We start from the raw sequence: 22598 nt of genomic DNA, 5'->3' as shown, positions 1-22598 counted from the left end.
GCGCCGTGACGCCCCTGGATCCCCGGCTGCTGCGGCACTCCGCCTCGGCGCGGACGATGCTCGCGGTCGGCGCCCTGCTCGGCGTGCTGCAGACCGTCACGCTCGTGGCCTCCTGCTGGTCGCTCACCCAGCTCGTCGTGCGGGCGATCGGCGGGGCGGATGCGCGCTCGCTCGGGCCCGTGCTGGCGCTCGCGATCGGATCCGCCGCCGTGCGCGGCGCCGCGTCGTGGCTCCTCGACACGGTGGGCGCGCGCGGCGCGGCGCAGGTCACCGCCGAGCTGCGCCGACGCGCGCTCCGGGCGATCGCCGACCTCGGCCCCGCGTGGACGGCCGGCCGGAGCCGCGGCCGCCTCGCGACCATCGTGGGGCCCGGCCTCGACGCGCTCGACCCGTACTTCGCGCGCTACGTGCCGCAGCTGATCCTCACGGCGCTCGCCACCCCGATCGTCGTGGGGGTGCTCCTCCTCGCCGACACGCTCACGGGCGTGACCGTCCTCCTGACGCTGCCCGTCATCCCGGTCTTCATGGTGCTCGTGGGCTGGGCGACGCAGGAGGTGCAGCGCCGGCAGTGGTCGCGGCTCACGGAGCTCGCGTCGGGCTTCCTCGACGTGGTCGACGGGCTCTCGACGCTCCTGGTCTTCGGGCGCGCCCGGCGGCAGACCGCGCGGATCCGCCGCGTGACGGAGGAGTACCGCGTCGAGACCATGCGGGTGCTCCGGATCTCGTTCCTGTCCGGCTTCGTGCTGGAGCTCGCCGCGTCGCTGTCGGTCGCGCTCGTGGCGGTGTCGGTGGGCGTGCGCCTCATCGGCGGGCAGCTGGACCTCGAGGTCGGGCTCTTCGTGCTCCTGCTCGCGCCGGAGGCGTTCCTGCCGATCCGGCAGGTGGGGGTGCAGTTCCACGCCGCCGCCGAGGGGGTCGCGGCCGCCGACGACGTGCTCGGGATCCTCGACGAGGAGCGGACGACGCGCGCGGGGCGCGCCGTGCCGGGTGACGCGACCGCGGCACCTGCCGCCGGCGACGCGCTCGCGATCCACGACCTCACGGTCGTGCGCGGCGACGTGGCCGTCCTCGCGGGCGTCTCGGCGCGGTTCGCGCGGGGCCGCGTCACGGCCGTCACCGGACCGAGCGGCGTCGGGAAGTCTTCGCTCCTGCAGGCGGTCCTCGGGCAGCTGCCCGCTGGCGGATCCGTCGGCTGGGTCGGCGGCGCCGCCGGCGCGTCGCCGCGTCCGCCCGCGGCGACCGAGATCGCGTGGGCGGGTCAGCGGCCGGGGCTCGTCGCGGGGACCGTGCGCGAGAACGTGGCGCTGGGCGTCGCGGATCCCGACGACGCGCTCGTCCGGCGCGCGCTCGACCTGGCGGCGGCCGACGGCATCGACGCCGACCTCGTGCTCGGCGTCGGCGGGCAGGGGCTCTCCGGCGGGCAGGCGCAGCGGGTCGCCGTCGCGCGCGCCGTGCACCGCGCTCTCGCCCTCGACTGCCCGCTGGTGCTGCTCGACGAGCCGAGCTCCGCGCTCGACGCGGCGTCCGAGGAGCGGCTCGCCGCGGGGATCCGCGTGCTCGCCGACCAGGGGCGCGCGGTCGTGGTCGTGACCCACCGCGCGGCGCTCGTGCGGGCCGCGGACGCCGAGCTGCGGTTGGGCGGGGGATCCGGCGACGGACCCACCCGGCCCGAGGTGGGCGCCCGCACCGAGCCGGCGCGCACCCGCATCGCGCCCGAGCCGGCCTGGCGCGCGCAGGTGGCGCCGTGAACCGCGACGACGTCCTCCGCCTCGCGCAGCCGCCCGCGCGCCGGGCCCTGCCCGGACTCGCCGCGGGCCTGGCGAGCGCGGTCGGCGCGGTCGCGCTGCTCGCCACGTCGGCCTGGCTCATCACCCGCGCGTCCGAGCAGCCGCCGATCCTGTTCCTCGGCATGGCGATCGTGGGGGTCCGCGCGTTCGCGCTCGGGCGGGCCGCGTTCCGCTACCTCGAGCGCATCACGAGCCACGACGCGGCGTTCCGGGCGCTCGCGACGCTGCGCGTGGGCGTCTTCGAGCGCCTCCTCCCGTTCGCGCCGGCCGGTCTCCGCGACACGCGCCGCGGCGACCTCCTCACGCGGCTCGTCGGCGACGTCGACCGGCTCCAGGACCTGCCGCTGCGCGTGGTCCAGCCGCTCGCGGTGTCGGTGCTCGTGCAGGCGGCGAGCGTCGCCGTGGTGGGCGCCGTGCTGCCGGCGGCGGGGATCGCGCTCCTCGCCGTGCTCGCGGTCGGCCTCGTCGTCGGCATCGGCGCGACCACGGCCATCGCGGGCCGTGCCGAGACCCGCGTCGCGCCGCTCCGCGCCCGGCTGCAGGACCTCGTGCTCGACCTCGTCGGCGGCCTCGACGTCCTCGCGGCGTTCGGGGCGGTGGACGCGCGCCTCGCCGCGATCGACCGCGCCGCCGCCGACCTCCGACGCGCGGAGCTGCGCAGCGCGGCGGCGGCGGGCGTCACCACGGGCGTCGTGCTCGCCGGCACGGGCGCGGTCGCCGGCTGGACCGTGCTGCAGGGCGTGCCCGGCCTCGCGTCCGGGACGCTGGATCCCGCCTGGCTCGCGCTGGCCGCGCTGGTGCCGCTCGCGCTCGTCGAGCAGGCGACCGCCGTGCCGCTCGCGGTGCAGGCGTGGCGGCGGGTGCGCACGAGCGCGGCGCGCGTGGCGGGGGTGGTGCCGGAGACGGTGCCGCCGGAGATCCCGCGCGAGCCGGAGGACGCCGGCGGAGAGCCCCTCCCCGCCGCGTCGCCCATGGGCACGACGCTCGAGGTCCGCGACCTGGTCACGCGCTGGCCGGGCGCCGGGCACGACGCCCTCGCGCCCGTGTCGCTCGTGGTGCGGCCGGGGGAGACGGTCGTCGTGCGCGGCCCGAGCGGATCCGGGAAGTCGTCGCTCGCGGCCGCCCTCGCCCGGTTCCTCGAGTCGGAGGGCGCCTACGAGCTGGACGGCCGGGACGCGCGGTCCCTGGCGCCGTCGGCCGTGCGGCGGATCGTCGGCCTCTGCGAGCAGGCGCCGCACCTCTTCGACGCGAGCATCCGCCAGAACCTGCTCTTCGCCCGGGAGGACGCGACCGACGCCGAGCTCCTCGGCGTGCTCGCGCGCGTGGGCCTCGCGGGGTGGACGGCCGAGCGGGGCGGCCTCGACGCGCGCGTCGGCGACCGCGGCGGCCTCGTCTCCGGCGGGCAGGCGCAGCGCATCGCCCTCGCCCGCGCGCTGCTCGCCGACTTCCCGGTGCTGGTGCTCGACGAGCCGACGGCCGACGTGGACGCCGAGCGCGCGCAGGCGGTGCTGCGGGACGTGCTCGTGGCCGCGCGGGAGCACGGCCGCGGCGTGCTCCTGCTCACGCACACGGAGGTGCCCGGCGATCTCGTGGACCGCACGGTGGAGCTCCGCGTCGCGGCGGGCGACGTCCGCGCGCGCTGACGACGGTCGTCAGCCCGCGGGCAGCTCGCGCCGCAGCGCGTCGAGGCGCGTGCGCCAGGCGCGCACGCGGCCGGGCTCGGCCGCGGTGGACGGACCGTCGATCCAGCCGCGCACCAGGCGGATCCCGTGCAGCGCGCTGACCGCCCACACCTCGCGGCCGTCGAGGTCCGCCGGCCGCGCGCGCTCGTGCAGCACGTCGACGCCGAGGGCCGTGGCCAGGGCGACGATGCTGCGCTCGGTGACGCTCGGGATCCGCGGCACGTCGCCCTCGACGACCGCGAGCGCGTCGCCGTGCCACCACAGGATCGCGCTGTAGGCGCCCTCCGCGATCGTGCCGTCGGCCGCGAGGATCACCGCCTCGCCCGCGCCGTACCGGGCCGCGCGGCTCCGCAGAGCGCCGAGCGCGTGCAGGTCCGGTCCCTTGACCCGCGGCATCGTGCGCGGATCCGGGCCGTCGTGGTCGCGGAGCACCACCGACGCCGTGCGCTCCGGCGCCGGCCGCACCAGGAGGCGCGCGACGTCGCCGTCGGGCCCGCGGAGCGCCTCCACGCGCGGGAACCAGGCACCCTCCCGGGGCATCGCCGCCACCGCGGCATCCAGGAACGCGGCGGGATCGGGCACGGCCGCCGCCTGCAGCCGCAGCGACGCGAGGAACCGCTGCCGGTGCACGTCGAGGGCGAGCACGCGGCCCCCGTCGACGAGGAACGAGTCGGCCGCGAGCACCCGGTGGCCGGACGGCCGCGCCTCCTCGGCTCCTCCACCGGCGGGATCCGTGGTCGTGGTCGCCCACCCGGCCGCGCTCCACCGGAGGATCGTCTCGGAACTCATACCCTTGAGGCTAGGCGGCCGCCGGGTGCGCTCACGACACCGGGAGGCCGCGCATGCACGAGGGCGACGCGCACGCCGCGATGCCGGCCGTCGGCCGACGGCTGGGCCGCTGGCACGACCCGGAGGCGGCCTTCCTCGCGCTCTTCGCCGCCGAGACCGCCGGCGACGTGGCCTGGCTCGACGACTCGGCGGGGGAGGGCTGGAGCTACCTCGCGGCGTCCGCCGGCACCGTCGCGGCGTGGCCGCGCGGCGTCTTCCCGGGGGTGGCGGAGCTGCTGCCCGCGGCCACCGCGTCGCCCGCCGCCGCGCCCGCCGTGGGAGACGACGACCTCCCGGACGGCCTCGCGTTCCGGCTGGGCCTCATCGGCTGGATCCCGCACGACGCCTGGACGGAGACCGTCCCGCTCCACCACGCCCCGCCGAGCGCGCCCGGCGCGGTGGGCCCGGTCCCGGCCGCCGCCATGCGCGTGGACCGCCTCCTCGCCTTCGACCACCGGGCGGGGGAGGTCTGGGCCGTGGCGCGAGCCGGGGATCCGTGGCCGCGGGCGATCGAGGAGCAGCTCGCCCGCGTGGCGTCCTCCGGCACGCGGCCGACGCGGGGCGCGGCGGACACCGACACCGACACCGACACCGACGACGACGCCACCGACGACGACGCGTCCGTCGTCTGGCGGCACGACGACGACGCCTACCTCGGCCTCATCCGCTCCTGCCAGGAGTCCATCCGGCGCGGCGACGCGTACCAGCTGTGCCTCACCAACAGCGCGGACATCGCCGGCGAGGTGGACCCCGTCCGCGTGCACCTCGCGCTCCGCGCCCTCAGCCCCACGCACCACGGCGCCTTCCTCCGCGTGGGCGGCACCGCCCTCGTCAGCGCATCGCCCGAGCGGTTCGTCGAGGTCGACGCGGCCGGCACGATCCGCACCCTGCCGATCAAGGGGACGCGCCCCCGCCACGCGGATCCCGCCGCCGACGCCCGGGCGCGCGCCGAGCTCCTGGCGAGCGAGAAGGAGCGCGCGGAGAACGTGATGATCGTCGACCTCATGCGCAACGACCTCAGCCGCGTCTGCGTCCTCGGATCCGTGCGCGTCACGAGCCTGTTCGCCGTCGAGGCCTACGCGCAGGTGCACCAGCTGGTGAGCCGCGTCGAGGGGGAGCTGGCCCCGGGCGTCTCGGCCGTCGACGCGGTGCGGGCGCTGTTCCCGGCGGGTTCCATGACGGGCGCCCCGAAGTCCGCGGCCGTCGGCATCCTCGCCGCGCTCGAGGGCGGTCGGCGCGGCGTCTACGCGGGCGCGTTCGGCTGGTTCGGCGACGACGGCCGCGTCGACCTCGCCATGGTGATCCGCTCGGTCGTCGTCACGGACGGCCACGCCACGGTGGGCGCGGGGGGCGGGATCACCGCGCTCTCCATCCCCGAGGAGGAGCTCGAGGAGGTCCGGGTGAAGGCCGCTCCGCTGCTGGCCGCCGTCCGCGCGGCCCGCGTCCCGATGCCGCCCGGCGGGCGCGGCGAGGCGGGCCCGTCCCTCCCCAGGGCGCCCCACCCGGCGTGACCCGCAGCCCATCCCCCGGGTTCGGGAGGGGCCGCGCGCGTTCACTAGTCTTGTCGAGGCCTCCACGGCCGCGACCCCCGCATCGAATCGAGAGCGCCCTTGGCACACGAGACCCCCGACACCCCCGGCGAGACCTACGACTTCCGCGCCATCGAGGCCGAGTGGTCCGAGGTCTGGGAGCGCGATCAGCCGTTCCGCACGCCGGACGCGAGCGACACCCGCCCCCGCAAGTACATCCTCGACATGTTCCCGTACCCCTCGGGCGACCTGCACATGGGTCACGCCGAGGCGTTCGCGATCGGCGACGCGGTCGCGCGCTACTGGCGTCAGCAGGGCTTCAACGTGCTCCACCCCATCGGCTGGGATTCCTTCGGCCTGCCCGCGGAGAACGCCGCCATCAAGCGCGGCGTCGACCCGCGCGAGTGGACCTACGCGAACATCGACACGCAGAAGCAGTCCATGAAGCGCTACGGCCTCTCCTTCGACTGGGAGCGCGAGCTGCACACGAGCGACCCCGAGTACTACAAGTGGAACCAGTGGCTGTTCCTCAAGATGCACGAGAAGGGCCTCGCGTACCGGAAGGACAGCTGGGTCAACTGGGACCCGGTGGACCAGACCGTCCTCGCCAACGAGCAGGTCCTGCCCGACGGCACGTCCGACCGCTCGGGCGCCATGGTGGTCAAGAAGAAGCTGACCCAGTGGTACCTGCGCATCACCGACTACGCCGACCGCCTCGTCGATGACCTGAACCAGCTCGAGGGCACGTGGCCCTCCAAGGTGCTGAACATGCAGCGCAACTGGATCGGCCGCTCCGTGGGCGCCGAGGTCGACTTCGTCGTCGAGGGCCGCGACGAGCCCGTCACCGTCTTCACCACCCGGCCCGACACACTGCACGGCGCCACCTTCATGGTCGTCGCGCCCGACAGCGACCTCGCGGCGGAGCTCGTCGAGGGCGCGTCCGACGAGGTGCGGGAGGAGTTCCGCGGCTACCTGGAGCGCACGCAGCGCCTCAACGAGATCGAGCGCTCCACGACCGATCGTCCGAAGACCGGCATCCCGCTCGGCCGCACGGCGGTCAACCCCGTCAACGGCGAGCGGATCCCCGTCTGGGCCGCCGACTACGTCCTCGCCGACTACGGCACGGGCGCGGTCATGGCCGTGCCCGCGCACGACCAGCGCGACCTCGACTTCGCGCGCGCCTTCGACCTGCCGGTGCGCGTGGTCGTCGACACCACGCAGCCCGTCACGGGTGCCATCCGCATCATCCCCGAGGACGGCGAGCTGCCCGACCTCGAGGAGGTGCTGCCCGGTCGCACGGGCGTCGCGCTGCCCGGCGAGGGCCGCCTCATCAACTCCGGCTCGCTGAACGGGCTGAGCAAGCAGCCCGCGATCAAGCGCGTCATCGAACAGCTGGAGGCGGAGGGCCGCGGCCGCGCGGCGAAGAACTACCGCCTGCGCGACTGGCTCATCTCGCGCCAGCGCTTCTGGGGCACGCCCATCCCCATCGTCTACGACGCCGAGGGCAACGAGATCCGCGTGCCCGAGGACCAGCTCCCCGTGCGCCTGCCCGACACCGAGGGGCTCGACCTCACGCCGAAGGGCAAGTCGCCGCTGGCCGCCGCCACGGAGTGGGCGAACGTGCCGAGCCCGGTGGACGGCAGCCCCGCCACGCGCGACCCCGACACCATGGACACGTTCATGGACAGCTCCTGGTACTGGCTGCGATTCCTCTCGCCCGACGACGACGAGAAGGCGTTCGACCCCGCCGACGCCGACCGCTGGGCGCCCATCGACCAGTACGTGGGCGGCGTCGAGCACGCGATCCTGCACCTGCTGTACTCGCGCTTCATCACCAAGGTGCTCTTCGACCTCGGCTACGTCACCTTCACCGAGCCGTTCAGCGCGCTGCTGAACCAGGGCATGGTGCTCTCCGGCGGCGTCAAGATGTCGAAGAGCAAGGGCGGCGTCGACCTCGGCTCCGAGATCGAGCGCCACGGCGTCGACGCGATCCGGCTCACCATGGCGTTCGCCGGCCCGCCGGAGGACCCGATCGACTGGGAGGACGTCTCCCCGTCGGGCTCCGCCAAGTTCCTGGCCCGCGCGTGGCGCCTCACCGGCGACATCACGAGCGCGCCCGAGGTCGAGTGGAAGACGGGGGACGAGGCGCTCCGCCGCGTCACGCACCGCTTCCTCGCCGAGGGCCCCGGACTCCTCGAGGCGTTCAAGTTCAACGTGGTCATCGCCCGCACGATGGAGCTCGTCAACGCCATCCGGAAGACCATCGACCAGGGCGCGGGCGGCGGCGACGCGGCGGTGCGCGAGGCCACGGAGGTCGTCACGATCGCGCTCAGCCTCTTCGCGCCGTACACGGCCGAGGACATGTGGAAGCGCCTCGGCTACCAGGGCTCGGTCGCGTTCGCCGGCTGGCGCAAGGCCGACCGCAACCTGCTCGTCGTGAGCACGGTCACGGCGGTCGTGCAGGTCGACGGCAAGGTGCGGGACAAGCTCGACGTCGACGCGAAGATCGGTGCGGAGGAGCTGGAGGCGCTCGCGCGCGAGACGGCGGGCGTCAAGCGCTCCACCGCGGGGCGCACGATCGACAAGGTCATCGTCCGCGCGCCGAAGATCGTCAGCATCACCACCACGCCCGCTCCCTGAGGGGCGGCCCGCGACCCGGCGTCGCGGCGACACGAGGGCGGTCCGACGACGGGCCGCCCTCGCTCCATCCCAGGGCGGATCCGCGACGGCGATCCCCAGAGTCCGCCGCGCGGCCCGGGCACCACCGCGCGCCGCCTACCGTGCCCGCATGCGCCCCCTCCGTCGTCCTCGTCCCGGACCCGATGCCGCCGATCACCCGGCATGGGCGGACGACGACGGGTCGCCCGACGCGCCATGGCCCTCGGACGCCGCGCCGACCCGGAGCGGCGCGCACGACGACGAGCCGGACGACGACGCCCCGGCGCCCCGCGCGACCGCGGAGGGGAGTCCGCTGCCCGGCCAGAAGGGGCGCGTCCGGCTCCGCGTGGGCATCGGGGCGGCGGTCGTCCTGGTCGCCGCGGCGCTCGTGGTCGCGGTCCTCGTCACCGCCGTCCAGTCGGCCGGCGTCGCCTCCTCGACGGCACCCGCCGCCGAGCGCCCCAGCTCGGCGGCGCACGCGAGCCGCGGTGCCGCCGCGACAGACGGTCCCGGGGACGGCGAGGCCGTCGAGTCCACCGGAGGAGGCGGTCCGGCCGGCGCGAGCGCATCGGACGGCGGGGGCGATGCGGACGGCGGGGCCGGCGGATCCACCGCGGCGACGCGCACGCCCATCTACGTGCACGTGGTCGGCGCGGTCGTCTCCCCGGGGCTGTTCCCCCTGGCCCCGGGCAGCCGCGTCGTCGACGCCCTCGCCGCCGCGCACGGCTTCGCCGACGGGGCGGACACCGCGGGCGTGAACCTCGCGCGCGTCCTGTCCGACGGCGAGCAGCTCGTCGTCCCCCGCCAGGGGGAGACGCCGGCCGCCTCGGCAGCTCCATCCGGGGCGTCCGGCGCCGCTGGCGGGACCGCGAGCCCGTCCGCCCCGGTCGACCTCAACACCGCCACGGCAGAGCAGCTGGAGACGCTGCCGCGCGTCGGCCCGTCGCTGGCCGCGCGCATCATCGCCTGGCGTTCCGCGCACGGGCGCTTCGCGCGCGTCGCCGACCTGGGACGCGTCCCGGGCATCGGCGATCGCACGCTCGCCTCCCTCACCCCGCTGGTGCGGGTGTGACGCGGAGGCCACGGGCGACCCCCGGCTCCGGAAGACCGTCGCGTGGGTGGTCGCGCACGGGCGCTCCGGACATCGACCTCCGACTCGCGACCCCCGCAGCGGTCGGGTGGGCGTGCGCGGCGGCCGCCATCGGCGTGCGTGGCGCATCGGCGCCCTCGGCCGTGGCCGCCGCGGCGCTCGCGCTGCTGGCCGCCGGGGTCGCCGCCCGGTCGGCCGCGCATGCGCGGACGCGTGCCGCCGCGACGGCGACCGCGCACGTCGCATGTCGCGTCCCCCGTCGGCGGCAGGGGCGCTCGGGAGCGGAGTCGGCGGCCCGGTCCCGCCGAGCTGCGGCCGCGCTGGCCGTCGCCGCGGGGGTGACGGCCATGCTCCTCGGCGCCGCGGCCGCCCGCGAGCCGTCGCGGCATCCGGAGATCCTGGAGATCGCGGCGCGGGCGGACGGCATGGTGGTCGCGGACGCCGTCGTCGACGAGCCGCCCGTCCCGGTCGCCTCGCGCTCCGGGAGCGCATCCGGCCGCCCCGCGCGCGTGCGTCTCGTCGCGCACCTCACCGCCCTCCACGTCGGCCGCGATGCGGACGGCCGGACGGTCGACGACACGGTGCGGCTGCCGAGGCCGGTGCCCGTCGTGGTCTTCGCCACGGGTGCCGGCGACCGTGGCGCCGCATCCGCGCACCGCGACCTGGGCGTGGGTGCCGTCGTGCGGCTGAGCGCCGCCGTCCGCGCCGCGGATCCGGGTGATCGCACGGCGTACCTGCTCCTCGCACGCGGCGCACCCGAGCCCGCGGGCGATCCCGTCGGGCCCCTCGGGATCGCCGACGACCTCCGTGCGGGCCTCGCCGACGCCGCCGCCGACCTCCGAGGCCCGGGGGCGCAGCTGCTGCCGGGCCTCGCGATCGGAGACGTGTCGGCGGTGACGCCGGCCCTCGCGCAGACCATGAAGGACAGCTCGCTCACGCACCTCACGGCGGTCTCCGGGGCGAACTGCGCGGTCATCGTGGGGCTCGTGCTGGCGCTCGCGGCGGCCGTCGGACTCCGACCACCGGCGCGCGCGGTCGCGGCGCTGACAGCGCTCGGCGCGTTCGTGGTGCTGGTGACCCCGCAGCCCAGCGTCGTCCGAGCCGCCGTCATGGCCGCCGTGCTCATCGTCTCCACCGCATCCGGTCGGCCGTCCCGCGGCCTGCCCGCGCTGGCCGTCGCCGTGGTGGTCCTGCTCACGAGCGATCCCTGGCTGGCACGCGACCTCGGCTTCGCCCTCAGCGTGCTGGCGACGGCCGGCCTCCTGGTGCTGGCTCCACCGCTCGCGGACCGCCTCTCGCGGCGCGTGCCCCGTCGCCTCGCGGAGGCGCTCGCGATCCCCCTCGCCGCCCAGGTGGCGTGCCAGCCGGTCCTCCTCGTCCTGCAGCCCGGCCTGCCCGTGCACGGGGTGCTCGCCAACGTCCTCGCCGAGCCCGCGGCCGCGCCCGCCACCATCGGCGGGCTCGTCGCCTGCGTCGTCCTCCCGGTCTGGCCGGCGGCGGGCGGGCTGGTGCTGCGGCTGGCGTGGCTGCCGGCCGCCTGGATCGCCGCGGTCGCCTCCGTCGTGTCCCGCCTCCCCGCGGGCCGGGTGCCGTGGGCGTCGGGTCCGGCGGGCATCATCGCCCTCGCGGTGGCGATCGCCCTGGTCGTCGCGGTGGTCGCGCTCGGCCGGACGGCGCCGCGGCGTCCTCCGGCGTCCAGCGCCGGGCCGGTCGACGTCGCACCCGACGGCTAACCTGGATCCGCCCGACCGCCGGCTCGCGCAGCTGTCCGCCCGGCACACGATCGAGCACCCGACACCCGACACCCCACCCGCACCCTCCCGGAAGGACCCGCATGGCGACCAGGACGTCCCGCAGCACGGCGGCGAAGCCCTCCGCGGCCATCCCGCAGCTCTCGTGGGACGCGGTCCGGCCGGCGCCCGTCGTCCTGGTGTCCGGCACCGAGGCCCTCCTCGCCGACCGCGCGATGCGTCGCCTCCGCGACATCCTCACGACGGAGGATCCGCGCATCGAGGTCTCCGACATCGAGGCCGACTCCTACGCGCCGGGGGAGCTCATCACCTTGGCGAGCCCGTCCCTCTTCGCGGAGCCGAGGCTCATCCGCGTCGTGAACGTGGAGAAGTGCTCCGACCAGTTCCTGCTGGACGCCGTCGCGTACCTCGACTCGCCCGCGGACGACACGTACGTCGTCCTCCGGCACGCCGGGGGAGTGCGGGGCAAGAAGCTGCTCGACGCCGTGCGCGCGGGCACCGGCGGCGGCATCGAGGTCGTGTGCGCCGAGCTCAAGAAGGACAGCGAGAAGCACGACTTCGCCGTCGCCGAGTTCCGGGCCGCCAAGCGCTCCATCACGCCGGGCGCGGTGCGGCAGCTCGTGGCGGCGTTCCAGGACGACGTGAGCGAGCTCGCCTCGGCCTGCCAGCAGCTCATCTCCGACACCGCGCACGAGATCACCGAGGTCACGGTCGACCAGTACTACGGCGGCCGCGTGGAGATCAACGCCTTCGCGGTCGCGGACTCCGCCATCGCCGGCCGCGGCGGCGAGGCGCTCGTGCTGCTCCGGCACGCGCTCACCTCGGGCGCGGACCCGGTGCCGCTCGTCGCGGCCTTCGCCATGAAGATCCGCACGATGGCGAAGGTGTCGGGCGTCTCGGGGGCGTCGGGCCAGCTGGCGTCGAAGCTCGGCATGGCCCCCTGGCAGGTCGACCGCGCTCGGCGCGACCTGCAGCTGTGGGACGACCCGGGCCTCGGCCGGGCCATCGAGGCCCTCGCCGAGGCGGACGCGCAGGTCAAGGGCGGCGGGCGCGATCCCGTCTACGCGCTGGAGCGCATGGTGCGCACCATCGCCTCCCGCGGCCGCGACTGACGACGCCGGACCCCGGCGCCCGCGATCCGCGCCTGGACATGACGACGGGCCCCGCGCGATGCGCGGGGCCCGTCGATCGCACCAGGGGAGGTCAGCCGATCTTGGCGACCTGCTTGGCGATCGCGCCCTTGCGGTTCGCGGCCTGGTTCTTGTGGATGACGCCCTTGCTGGCGGCCTTGTCGAGCTTCTTGCCGGCGAGGCTGACGGCCTTGACGGCCGCGTCCTTGTCGCCCGCGGTGATGGCGGTCTTGACGGAGCGGATGGCCGTCTTCAGCTCGCTCTTGACGGCCTTGTTGCGCTCCTGGGCCTTCTTGTTGGTGCCGATGCGCTTGATCTGCGACTTGATGTTTGCCACGTGTTATGTCTTCCGTTCGAGTTGTCGTCGTATGAGTTGCCGCTCAGCGAGAGAGGGCGCCTGCGGCGATACCGCGTGATCGGGGAGGATCACACGCAAGCCAACAGGCGACGATACCAGGTCGCGGCCCGGAAATCAGGCCGCGGAGCCGCGCGCGTCGCGGGACGGGCGCGGGGCGTCGTCGCCGGGTCGCACGAACCGGGTCTCGGGCTCGTCGTCGAGCGCGTCGCGGATCCGCCCCAGGAAGTCCGCGGGCATGTCCGGCAGCGCATCCACCGGCCACCACGCGACCTCGAGCGACTCGTCGTCGTTCACGCGCGCCTCGCCCGAGACGTAGCGGCAGCGGAAGGTGAGGTCGAGGTAGCTCGCGCGGTCGCCGTTCGGGTAGGTGATCTCGCCGGTCGTGCCGACGGCCACCAGCCGCTCCACCTCCACGGTCACGCCGGTCTCCTCCTCGGCCTCCCGCCAGGCGCCGACGGCGGGCTCCTCGCCGGGCTCGAGGATCCCCGAGACGGGCGCCCACGCGCCGGTGTCCCCGCGACGGACGAGGAGCACGCGCGGGCCGTCGAGGATCACGGCGGTCACGCCCGAGAGCCACAGGGGAGCGGTGCCGATCCGCTCGCGGAGGGAGACGATGAAGTCGGGGATGCCCATCCATCGAGCGTACCGACGCCCGGCGGCCTCCCCCCGACGTCGGATGCCCGCCCCGCGGAGCCCCGCAGAGCCCCGCCACCGACCCCCGCGTCCCGCTCGCGTCCTAGGCTCGGAGCATGCCCCTCTCCGACAGCACAGCCCCGGTCCGCGCGTCCGCCTCCTCCGTCACCGCCATCGTCGGCGGCCACGTCGTCCCCGTCGACGGCGCGCCGATCCCCGGCGGCACCGTCCTCCTCCGCGACGGCCTCGTCGCCGCGGTGGGGCAGGGCGGCGATGTCGAGGTGCCCGCGGGCGCGACCGTCATCGACGCGACCGGCCGCTGGGTCCTCCCCGGATTCGTCGAGGCGCACGGCCACGTCGGCATCCACGAGGAGGCGAACGGACCCGCGGGCAACGACACCAACGAGATGACCGACCCCGACATGAGCTCGGTGCGCGCCATCGACGCGATCGACATCGACGACGAGGGCTTCCGCGACGCGCTCAAGGGCGGCGTCACGACCATCGTCGTGAAGCCCGGCTCCGGCAACCCGATCGGCGGCCAGTCCGTCGCCATCAAGTCGTGGGGCGGCCGCACCATCGACGAGCAGGTCGTCAGCGACTCGGTGAGCGTCAAGAGCGCGCTCGGCGAGAACCCGAAGCGCGTCTACGGCGCCAAGGACCGCACGCCGTCGACGCGCCTGGGCGTCGCCATGGTGATCCGCCGGGCCTTCCGCGACGCCGAGGACTACCGCGCGGCCCGCGACCACGCGGAGAAGGACGGCAAGCCCTTCTCCCGCGACCTCGGCAAGGAGACGCTCGTGCGCGTGCTCGACGGCGAGCTCGCCTGGGACCAGCACACGCACCGTCATGACGACATCGCGACCGCGATCCGCCTCGCCGACGAGTTCGGCTACCGCCTGGTCGTCAACCACGGCACCGAGGGCGACAAGATCGCGGACGTGCTCGCCGAGCGCGGCATCCCGGTCATCTTCGGCCCGATGATCACCTCGCGCTCCAAGGTCGAGCTGCGCGACCGCGCGGTCGCGAACCTCGCGGCGCTGCACCGCGCGGGCGTGCTCGTCGCGATCACGACCGACGCGCCCGTCGTGCCGATCGACTTCCTGGTGCACCAGGCCTCCTTCGCCGTGAAGGACGGGCTGCCCGCCGACATCGCCCTCCGCGCGATCACGGCGAACCCGGCCGCGATCCTCCGCCTCGACCACCGCGTCGGCGCGCTGACCCCGGGCCTCGACGCCGACGTCGTGATCTGGTCGGGCGATCCGCTCGACGTCCGGTCCCGCGCCGAGCACGTCATCATCGGCGGGTCCACGGTCTACACCTGGGCCGACGGCACGGGCACGACGGTCGAGCGCCGCACGCGCTTCGGCGCATGAGCGACGCACCGGGGACGGCCGCCGCGCGCATCGCGGTCGTCGCGGGGGCATCGGGCTTCATCGGCCAGGTGCTCGTGCGCGAGCTCGCCGACGAGGGCTACCGCGTGCTCACGATCGGCCGCTCGGGGGCCGACGCGCGCTGGGGCGACGAGGACGGGATCCGCCGCATCGTCGACGGCGCCGACCTCCTCGTGAACCTGGCGGGCAAGAGCGTGAACTGCCGCTACGGCGTCGCCAACCGCCGGGAGATCCTGCGCTCGCGCGTGGAGACGACCGGCGAGCTCGCGCGCGCCGTCGCCGACAGCGCGCGGCCCGTGCCCGTGTGGATCAACGCCTCCACCGCCACCGTCTACCGGCACGCGACCGACCGGCCGCAGACCGAGTCGACGGGGGAGCTCGGCGACGACTTCTCGCCCTCGGTCGGCCGCGCCTGGGAGCGCGCGTTCTTCGCGCCCGAGCTTCCGTCGACCCGCCGCGTCGCGCTCCGCATCGCGATCGTGCTCGGCCGCGACGGCGCGCTCCAGCCGCTCCTCGGCCTCGCGCGCTTCGGACTCGGCGGCCCCCAGCTCGACGGGCGCTTCCCGGGCCGCCCGTCCCGGATCCGCGCGGGCGCCCACCACGTGTTCCAGCCCACCCACGGCCGCCAGGTCTTCAGCTGGCTGCACATCGACGACCTGGTGGGCATCATCCGCTTCGTGCGCGACACCCCGTCGCTCGAGGGCCCGGTCAACGCGTCGAGCCCCGCGCCCGTCACGAACCGCCGGCTGATGAAGGTCCTCCGCCGGGCCGTCGGCATGCCCGTGGGACTCGCGGCGAACCGGTGGATGCTCGAGATCGGCATGTGGCTGTTCCGCACGGAGCCGGAGCTCGTCCTCAAGAGCCGCTGGGTGGTGCCGGAGACGCTCGAGGCCGCCGGCTACCGGTTCCGGTGGCCGGAGCTCGACGCGGCCGTCGCCGACATCGTGCGGCGCTGATCGTCCCGCGGCGTGGGCGGGCGGGTCGGGCGCGCGCCGCGGGGGCGGCCCGACGGGCCTCCCGTGGGATGATCGTGGTTCCGCTCCACCGACAAGACCCGTAAGGAACGCGTGAGCCCCCTAGCAACGAAGGCCCTCCGGCCCGCCGCGACCGACCCCGCGTCCATCCGCAACTTCTGCATCATCGCCCACATCGACCACGGCAAGTCGACGCTGGCCGACCGCATGCTGCAGATGACGGGCGTCGTCGACTCGCGCTCCATGCGCGCCCAGTACCTCGACCGCATGGACATCGAGCGCGAGCGCGGCATCACGATCAAGAGCCAGGCCGTCCGCATGCCGTGGGAGCTCGACGGGCGGACGTACGCGCTCAACATGATCGACACCCCGGGCCACGTCGACTTCTCCTACGAGGTGAGCCGCTCGCTCGCCGCGTGCGAGGGCGCGATCCTCCTGGTCGACGCGGCGCAGGGCATCGAGGCCCAGACCCTCGCCAACCTCTACCTCGCGCTCGAGAACGACCTGACGATCATCCCGGTCCTCAACAAGATCGACCTGCCGGCCGCCGACCCCGACAAGTACGCCGCCGAGCTCGCCTCCCTCATCGGCGGCGACCCGTCCGACGTGCTGCGCGTCTCCGGCAAGACGGGCGCGGGCGTCGAGGACCTCCTCGACCGCGTCTCCCGCACCATCCCCGCACCCGTCGGCGACCCCGACGCCGCCGCGCGCGCCATGATCTTCGACTCCGTCTACGACGCCTACCGCGGCGTCGTCACGTACGTCCGCATGATCGACGGCAAGCTCAGCCCGCGCGAGAAGATCTCGATGATGTCGACGCGCGCCACCCACGAGATCCTCGAGATCGGCGTCAGCTCGCCCGAGCCCACGCCGTCCGACGGGCTCGGCGTCGGCGAGGTCGGCTACCTCATCACGGGCGTGAAGGACGTGCGCCAGTCGAAGGTCGGCGACACCGTGACGACCGCCGCCCGCCCGGCGACCGAGGCGCTGCCCGGCTACACCGAGCCGCTGCCCATGGTCTTCTCCGGGCTCTACCCGATCGACGGATCCGACTACCCCGACCTCCGCGACGCGCTCGACAAGCTCAAGCTGTCGGACGCCGCGCTGGTCTACGAGCCCGAGACCTCCGTCGCGCTGGGCTTCGGCTTCCGCTGCGGCTTCCTCGGCCTCCTGCACCTGGAGATCATCACCGAGCGCCTCTCGCGCGAGTTCGGCCTCGACCTCATCACCACGGCGCCGTCCGTGATCTACGAGGTCACGAGCGAGGACAAGAAGACGGTCACGGTCACCAACCCGAGCGAGTTCCCGGGCGGCAAGATCGTCAGCGTCTCCGAGCCCGTGGTCAAGGCCGCGATCCTCGCGCCCAAGGACTACGTCGGCACGATCATGGAGCTGTGCCAGTCCCGGCGCGGGATCCTGCTCGGCATGGAGTACCTCGGCGAGGACCGCGTGGAGATCCGCTACACGATGCCGCTCGGCGAGATCGTGTTCGACTTCTTCGACAACCTCAAGAGCAAGACGGCCGGCTACGCGTCGCTCGACTACGAGCCCGCCGGCTCGCAGGACTCCGACCTGGTGAAGGTCGACATCCTGCTGCAGGGCGAGCAGGTCGACGCGTTCAGCGCCATCGTGCACCGCGACAAGGCCTACGCGTACGGCGTCCTGATGACCGGCCGCCTCCGCGAGCTCATCCCGCGCCAGCAGTTCGAGGTGCCGATCCAGGCGGCCATCGGCGCCCGGATCATCGCCCGCGAGTCCATCCGCGCCATGCGGAAGGACGTGCTCGCCAAGTGCTACGGCGGCGACATCACCCGCAAGCGCAAGCTGCTCGAGAAGCAGAAGGAGGGCAAGAAGCGCATGAAGATGGTCGGGCGCGTCGAGGTCCCCCAGGAGGCGTTCATCGCCGCGCTGTCGGGCGACACGGAGAAGAAGGCCAAGTAGTCCCGCCACCCGCACGCACGACGCGCCCCCTGCCTCGCGAGGCAGGGGGCGCGTCGTGTCCGGGGAGTCGGCCCGCCGCCGGGCGGCGGGCGCCGATCAGCGCGGGAGCCGCGGGCCGGCGGGCGCCCGACGACGACGGACCGCGGGGATCACGAGCAGCGCGAGCCCGGCGGCGAGCAGCGATCCCGTGAGCGCGACGAGCGGGACAGGGTCGAAGCCCGTCATCGGCAGCGCCGTGCGGTGCGAGACCGCGACGGCCGCGCCGCCGGTGACCGTGAACGCGACCGCGGACGACGGATCGGAGCGGATGTAGCGCGCCGACCGCTCGTACGGCAGGAGGTGCGAGCCGACCGCGGACACGGAGTGGCTGCCGGAGGTGACGTCCGCCACCGTCGACCAGCTCCCGTCCGCGCCGACCTGCGCGGTCAGCTGGCGCGGCTTCCCGCCTCCCGTGAGCGTCAGGAGGACGGTGGATCCCGCGGTGCCGGTCCCCGCGAGCTGCAGTCGACCCGTGACCCGCGCGTCGGCCGTCGGGGCCGTGATGACCGGTGCGGCGGGGAGGACGGTGAACGCGGGCCGCGAGTCGGCGTCGGTGAGGTCGTCGCCGGCCGACTGCTCGGCCTTCATGATCCAGATCCCGATCGGCAGGACCTCGGTCGTGGACCACCGACCGTCCTCGCCGACCCGGGTGCTGAAGGAGAGGCTCTCGCCCGCGTCGCTGTCGGAGCCACGGTCTCCTTCCGGGAAGACGAAGACCCACATGTCCGCCCCGGGCTCGCCGGTCCCGGAGAACGTGGTCGACCCCTCCACCTGGCTGTCGCCCTCGGCGGGCGTGAGGAGCACCGGCCGGACGGGCTCCGCGGCGCGGGTCACCGTGACGGAGACCGGGGCCGTGCGGGCCGACTCGATGTACTGCTCGTCGCGCTCGTAGGGGAGCGGATGGGAGGCGACGGCCGTCACGGAGTAGGTGCCCGCGGCGACCAGCGCGTCCGTCGACCAGGTGCCGTCGGCGCGGACCGACGTCGTGTGGCTCCGCGTCCCGTCCCTGCCGGAGACGTCCACGATGACCCGGGAGCCGGCGGCCCCGGTGCCGGCGAGGTGCAGCCGCCCGTCCACGCGGGCGTCCGGCGTCGGCGAGGTGATGCGGGGAGCGGCCGGAGCCACGGTGAACCCGATGTCGCCGGGGGTCGATGTGGCGCCGTCGTCGTCCGACTGGTCGGCCTTGACGACCCAGCGCCCCACGGGGAGGCGCTGCGTGGTGCTCCAGCTGCCATCCGGTCGGACGACCGTGGAGTACTGGAGGAAGTCGGCGCCGTCGCCTGCGTCGCCGCGGAAGCCCGCCGCGAAGACGTACAGGTCGATGGCGTCGCCGGCGACGCCCGTGCCGGAGAACGTCGTCGTGCCCTCCACCTGCGAGTCGCCCTCGGCCGGTGCGAGGATCACCGGGGCCGGGATCGGAGCCTGCGCCTTCGACTCCGCGGGGTCGGCCGCGGCGGCGGGACCGGCCGTCGCCGCGGGAGCCGGGGTCAGGGCGGCGTCGACGGCGGACGTCGAGGGGGATGCGGAGTCGGCGGCGGCCGACGCCGCGGGGGTGGCCGCGGGCTGCGCGGCGGAGGGGTCGGCGACCGACGGGGTGGCCGCGGCGGCGCCGGTGGCGGTGCCGGTGGCGGCGTCCGCCGCGGGGGATCCGGCGGCCGCCGGGGTCCCGGAGATCGAGCCGGCGTCCGCCGCGTGGGCGGGGAGCCCGCTCGCGATCAGGACGGCGGTGAGGGCCGTCGCGGCGACGGCGGAGGCGAGGGGACGGTGGGGGCGGACGCGCGTGCGCATGGTTTCCTCGGGATGGGAGGCGATGTACCGACGAAGCTCGGCGGCCGATCGGCCGTCCGTGCGTCGGATTGCGCTCACCGTATCGGCGCGGGAGGCCCCCGGAATGCTTTTCTGATCACGGATTCATCACGCCCGTCACATCTCATCCGCCCGGCATCGACGAGGATGAGGAGAGGGCTGCTGCAGGGGGATGACACCGGGTCGTCCGGCGTGCTAGGCGCGCGGCCCCCTCGCAGCCCGACGCCCTAGTCTGGATCCCATGCGCCGCAGCACCTACACCGCGACCGCCGTCACGTACGGCTCCGTCGGAGGCACCCAGGCCGTCGACCTCATGACCTACCCGCCGGAGGGCTACCGCCCCACGGAGTCGAGCGCGCGCCTCGGCAGCGGCGACGAGCGCTTCGAGCAGGCCGTCGCCCTCCTGATGACCTGGGGCGTGCAGCGCGGCAGCGGGATCGACGTGACGCGCATCGAGCAGGAGGTGCCGGACGACCCGGGCTACACGGGCCTCGAGTTCGACGAGGACGGCGTGCCGCAGATGCCCGTCGACCGGCCACGGGAGGCGCTCTACGGGGACGACGGCACCGCGTGGATCACGTCGGGCACCTCGGCCGTGCTGCGCATGCCGTTCGGGCCGTTCCACCCCGAGGCGCCGGTCCGCGTCGTCTACACCGTGCAGGAGACCGACCGCGTCGGCTTCGCCTACGGCACGCTGCCCGGCCATCCGTTCAGCGGCGAGGAGGCGTTCCTGGTCTCCCGCGAGCCCGACGGCAGCGTGTGGCTCACCCTCCGGGTCTTCTCCCGGCCCTCCTCCTGGCCGCTGCGGCTCGCGGGCCCGGTCCTCCGGGTCGTGCAGGGGATCTTCACGCGCCGGTACCTCAAGGCGCTGCACCCCGCGGTCGCCGGGGCCTGATCCGGCCGTCGCGCCGGCTCGGGCGCGGGTCGTCCCCGACGGCCTCCTGCGGACCGTCGCGGGGAGCGGGCGCGGTACCCGGCCTCAGCCGCGGACGACGCCGTCGAGGAAGGCGAGCACCTCGTCGTGCCCCGCGCGGAGGTCCGGCACCACGAGCGCGGCGTGCGCCTCGGGCGCCGTGAGCGCGGCGACGTCGTACGCGCCGGTGGCGACCGCGACGAACGGGAACCCCGCCGCCTCGGCGGCCACGCCGTCCGCGGGGGTGTCGCCGACGATGACGACGGGCGCGCCGGCCAGCTCGACGGCGGCGCGGCGGGTGAGGTCGCTGCGGATCCGCGACTCGTGCCCGAACGCGGACGCGTCCCAGTCGAACAGGCCCACGTCGAGGCCCGCGCCGTCGAGCTTGTAGCGGGCCCGCAGCGGCGAGTTGCCCGTGAGGAGCGCGTTGACCCATCCGCGCGCGGCGACGTCGGCCACGAGCTCGGGGACGCCGACCGGCACCGTGCGGCGGCCGGGACCGTAGTGCTCGACGCGCGACAGCTCCTCGAGGTGCTGCCGCACCGGCGCGTGCAGCGACTCCGGCAGGCCGTAGACGTCGAGCGTCTCCCAGATGATCTGCCCGTCGGTCTTGCCGTGGGCGTGGACCGTGCGGTCCTCGAGCGGCTCGCCCGCCGCCAGCTCGATCGCCCGGTGGTACATGCTGCCGGAGCGCGGGCTGTTGTGGAGGAGCGTGCCGTCGACGTCCCAGAGGACGTGCAGAGGCCGGGGCGAGGGGGCGTCGGTCATGCGCCCATCCTGGCGGATCCCGGTGCGCGCCCCGCCCCGGTGCTCCGCGCGGCGCGAGCGGGCGCCCGCGCCGGGGGATGATGGACGGATGCCGTCCGCCCTGCCCCTCGCCGATCCCGCCCCCGCCGACGGCCTGCTCCCCGCCTCCGCGTCGGTCGGCGCGGAGGACCGTGCCTTCGGCGTCTACCTGCACGTCCCGTTCTGCCGCGTCCGCTGCGGCTACTGCGACTTCAACACCTACACGGCGCCCGAGCTGCGCGGCGTGAAGCAGTCCGACTACGCGTCCCAGGCCGTGCAGGAGGTGCGCTTCGCCGGATCCGCGCTGCGGGACTCCGGCGTGCCCCCGCGTCCCGCGTCCACCGTCTTCCTCGGCGGCGGCACCCCGACGCTCCTCCCGGTCGATGACCTCGTCCGGATGCTCGATGCCGTGCGCGACACGTGGGGCATCGCCGAGGGCGCCGAGGTCACGACGGAGGCGAACCCCGACAGCGTCGACGACGCCTACCTCGCGGCCCTCGCCGCGGGCGGCTTCACGCGCGTGTCCTTCGGGATGCAGTCGGCGGTGCCGCGCGTGCTGGCCACTCTGGAGCGGACCCACGATCCCGCGCGCATCGCCCCCGTCGTCCGCGGAGCGCGGGCCGCCGGTCTCGAGGTGAGCCTCGACCTCATCTACGGGACGCCGGGGGAGACCATCGACGACTGGCGCGCGTCGCTCGAGCAGGCGATCGCGCAGGAGCCGGACCACCTCTCCGCGTACGCGCTCATCGTGGAGCCGGGCACGAAGCTCGCGCGGCAGATCCGCCGCGGCGAGGTGCCGGAGCCGGACGAGGACCTGCAGGCCGACATGTACGAGCTCGCCGACCGCATGCTCGGCGAGGCGGGCTACGCGTGGTACGAGGTGAGCAACTGGGCGCGCGACGGCCGCCGCAGCCGCCACAACCTCGCCTACTGGCAGGGCCACGACTGGTGGGGCGTCGGCCCGGGCGCGCACAGCCACGTGGGCGGCGTCCGCTGGTGGAACGTCAAGCACCCGGCCGCGTACGCCGACCGCGTGCTCGCGGGCGCCTCGCCCGGCGCGGGACGCGAGTCGCTCGACGACGCGACGCGCGAGGTGGAGCGCGTGCTCCTCGGGGCGCGCATCCGCGACGGCCTCGCGATCCCGACGCTCACCGCCGAGGGCCGCCGCCAGGTCGCCGGGCTCATCGCCGACGGCCTGGTGGATCCGCGCGCCGCGCTGTCCGGCACCCTCGTGCTCACGTTGCCGGGTCGCCTGCTGGCCGACGCGGTCGTGCGCCGCCTCCTCGAGGACTAGGCGGC

The 22598-nt window shown here is 75.2% G+C and carries 17 protein-coding genes; 12 read left to right on the top strand and 5 right to left on the bottom strand.

Annotation, left to right across the window (positions count from 1 at the left end; genetic code table 11):
• The first annotated feature begins 5 nt into the window (after window positions 1-5).
• Together cydD and cydC are read left to right on the top strand one after the other, a co-directional pair.
• Window positions 6-1748, top strand: a complete 1743-nt coding sequence (cydD, locus tag ITJ44_RS01590) for a thiol reductant ABC exporter subunit CydD (protein WP_194633038.1) — start codon at window positions 6-8, stop codon at window positions 1746-1748.
• Window positions 1745-3430, top strand: coding sequence for a thiol reductant ABC exporter subunit CydC (gene cydC, locus ITJ44_RS01585; protein ID WP_194633037.1), 1686 nt, complete (start codon window positions 1745-1747; stop codon window positions 3428-3430). Before cydD ends, cydC begins: the two co-directional genes overlap by 4 nt.
• A 9-nt stretch (window positions 3431-3439) precedes the next feature.
• Here the strand turns inward: cydC and ITJ44_RS01580 are convergent, their stop codons facing one another.
• Window positions 3440-4258, bottom strand: a complete 819-nt coding sequence (locus ITJ44_RS01580; RefSeq protein ID WP_194633036.1) for an aminotransferase class IV — start codon at window positions 4256-4258, stop codon at window positions 3440-3442.
• Between the two features lie 53 nt (window positions 4259-4311).
• On the opposite strand from ITJ44_RS01580, the gene ITJ44_RS01575 reads away from it, so the two are divergent.
• From ITJ44_RS01575 to holA, 5 genes are all read left to right on the top strand, one after another.
• A complete protein-coding gene (locus tag ITJ44_RS01575; RefSeq protein WP_194633035.1) occupies window positions 4312-5808 on the top strand; it encodes an anthranilate synthase component I family protein in 1497 nt (498 codons plus the stop codon).
• 99 nt (window positions 5809-5907) lie between these two features.
• Entirely contained in the window at window positions 5908-8466 is a 2559-nt protein-coding gene (gene leuS / locus ITJ44_RS01570; protein ID WP_194633034.1) for a leucine--tRNA ligase, read from the top strand.
• 148 nt (window positions 8467-8614) lie between these two features.
• On the top strand, window positions 8615-9556 hold the full coding sequence (locus tag ITJ44_RS01565) for a helix-hairpin-helix domain-containing protein (RefSeq protein WP_370551593.1): 942 nt from the start codon (window positions 8615-8617) through the stop codon (window positions 9554-9556).
• Window positions 9557-9921: 365 nt separating this feature from the next.
• On the top strand, window positions 9922-11307 hold the full coding sequence (locus tag ITJ44_RS01560) for a ComEC/Rec2 family competence protein (RefSeq protein WP_228494458.1): 1386 nt from the start codon (window positions 9922-9924) through the stop codon (window positions 11305-11307).
• A 101-nt stretch (window positions 11308-11408) separates the two neighbouring features.
• On the top strand, window positions 11409-12437 hold the full coding sequence (gene holA / locus ITJ44_RS01555) for a DNA polymerase III subunit delta (protein WP_194633032.1): 1029 nt from the start codon (window positions 11409-11411) through the stop codon (window positions 12435-12437).
• Window positions 12438-12528: 91 nt separating this feature from the next.
• Here the strand turns inward: holA and rpsT are convergent, their stop codons facing one another.
• Together rpsT and ITJ44_RS01545 are read right to left on the bottom strand one after the other, a co-directional pair.
• Window positions 12529-12792, bottom strand: a complete 264-nt coding sequence (rpsT, locus tag ITJ44_RS01550; RefSeq protein ID WP_012038238.1) for a 30S ribosomal protein S20 — start codon at window positions 12790-12792, stop codon at window positions 12529-12531.
• 135 nt (window positions 12793-12927) lie between these two features.
• Window positions 12928-13446: an NUDIX domain-containing protein gene (locus ITJ44_RS01545; RefSeq protein WP_194633031.1), complete on the bottom strand. Its 519-nt coding sequence runs from the start codon at window positions 13444-13446 to the stop codon at window positions 12928-12930.
• A 116-nt stretch (window positions 13447-13562) separates the two neighbouring features.
• Between ITJ44_RS01545 and ITJ44_RS01540 the strand changes: the two genes are divergently transcribed.
• From ITJ44_RS01540 to lepA, 3 genes are all read left to right on the top strand, one after another.
• Window positions 13563-14822 carry an amidohydrolase gene (locus ITJ44_RS01540; RefSeq protein ID WP_194633030.1) on the top strand — a complete coding sequence of 420 codons (1260 nt, stop codon included), beginning with the start codon at window positions 13563-13565 and terminating at the stop codon, window positions 14820-14822.
• On the top strand, window positions 14819-15796 hold the full coding sequence (locus ITJ44_RS01535; RefSeq protein ID WP_194633029.1) for an epimerase: 978 nt from the start codon (window positions 14819-14821) through the stop codon (window positions 15794-15796). Before ITJ44_RS01540 ends, ITJ44_RS01535 begins: the two co-directional genes overlap by 4 nt.
• 111 nt (window positions 15797-15907) lie before the next feature.
• A complete protein-coding gene (lepA, locus tag ITJ44_RS01530) occupies window positions 15908-17755 on the top strand; it encodes a translation elongation factor 4 (RefSeq protein WP_194633028.1) in 1848 nt (615 codons plus the stop codon).
• A 96-nt stretch (window positions 17756-17851) separates the two neighbouring features.
• Here lepA and ITJ44_RS01525 read toward each other — a convergent pair whose 3' ends face one another.
• Entirely contained in the window at window positions 17852-19582 is a 1731-nt protein-coding gene (locus ITJ44_RS01525) for a hypothetical protein (RefSeq protein WP_194633027.1), read from the bottom strand.
• A gap of 259 nt (window positions 19583-19841) precedes the next feature.
• Between ITJ44_RS01525 and ITJ44_RS01520 the strand changes: the two genes are divergently transcribed.
• Complete coding sequence (locus tag ITJ44_RS01520; protein ID WP_194633026.1) at window positions 19842-20495, top strand: DUF1990 family protein; 654 nt, start codon at window positions 19842-19844, stop codon at window positions 20493-20495.
• A gap of 84 nt (window positions 20496-20579) precedes the next feature.
• Here ITJ44_RS01520 and ITJ44_RS01515 read toward each other — a convergent pair whose 3' ends face one another.
• Window positions 20580-21281 (bottom strand): HAD family hydrolase, encoded by a 702-nt coding sequence (locus tag ITJ44_RS01515; RefSeq protein ID WP_194633025.1) that lies wholly within the window; start codon window positions 21279-21281, stop codon window positions 20580-20582.
• A gap of 88 nt (window positions 21282-21369) precedes the next feature.
• On the opposite strand from ITJ44_RS01515, the gene hemW reads away from it, so the two are divergent.
• Window positions 21370-22593, top strand: a complete 1224-nt coding sequence (gene hemW, locus ITJ44_RS01510) for a radical SAM family heme chaperone HemW (RefSeq protein ID WP_194633024.1) — start codon at window positions 21370-21372, stop codon at window positions 22591-22593.
• The last annotated feature ends 5 nt before the right edge of the window (window positions 22594-22598 follow it).

The organism is Clavibacter sp. VKM Ac-2873 (assembly GCF_015351075.1).
Lineage (GTDB): Bacteria > Actinomycetota > Actinomycetes > Actinomycetales > Microbacteriaceae > Clavibacter.
The sequence above is the reverse complement of the archived record's forward strand: the minus strand, read 5'-3'. Positions and strand labels throughout refer to the sequence as shown.

Coding starts and splice junctions, on each gene's coding strand:
- ITJ44_RS01515 (WP_194633025.1), bottom strand. CDS start 21,281: ATGACCGACGCCCCCTCGCCCCGGCCTCTGCACGTCCTCTGGGACGTC.
- ITJ44_RS01540 (WP_194633030.1), top strand. CDS start 13,563: ATGCCCCTCTCCGACAGCACAGCCCCGGTCCGCGCGTCCGCCTCCTCC.
- hemW (WP_194633024.1), top strand. CDS start 21,370: ATGCCGTCCGCCCTGCCCCTCGCCGATCCCGCCCCCGCCGACGGCCTG.
- ITJ44_RS01525 (WP_194633027.1), bottom strand. CDS start 19,582: ATGCGCACGCGCGTCCGCCCCCACCGTCCCCTCGCCTCCGCCGTCGCC.
- ITJ44_RS01575 (WP_194633035.1), top strand. CDS start 4,312: ATGCACGAGGGCGACGCGCACGCCGCGATGCCGGCCGTCGGCCGACGG.
- ITJ44_RS01545 (WP_194633031.1), bottom strand. CDS start 13,446: ATGGGCATCCCCGACTTCATCGTCTCCCTCCGCGAGCGGATCGGCACC.
- ITJ44_RS01580 (WP_194633036.1), bottom strand. CDS start 4,258: ATGAGTTCCGAGACGATCCTCCGGTGGAGCGCGGCCGGGTGGGCGACC.
- ITJ44_RS01535 (WP_194633029.1), top strand. CDS start 14,819: ATGAGCGACGCACCGGGGACGGCCGCCGCGCGCATCGCGGTCGTCGCG.
- ITJ44_RS01565 (WP_370551593.1), top strand. CDS start 8,615: ATGCGCCCCCTCCGTCGTCCTCGTCCCGGACCCGATGCCGCCGATCAC.
- holA (WP_194633032.1), top strand. CDS start 11,409: ATGGCGACCAGGACGTCCCGCAGCACGGCGGCGAAGCCCTCCGCGGCC.
- ITJ44_RS01520 (WP_194633026.1), top strand. CDS start 19,842: ATGCGCCGCAGCACCTACACCGCGACCGCCGTCACGTACGGCTCCGTC.
- ITJ44_RS01560 (WP_228494458.1), top strand. CDS start 9,922: ATGCTCCTCGGCGCCGCGGCCGCCCGCGAGCCGTCGCGGCATCCGGAG.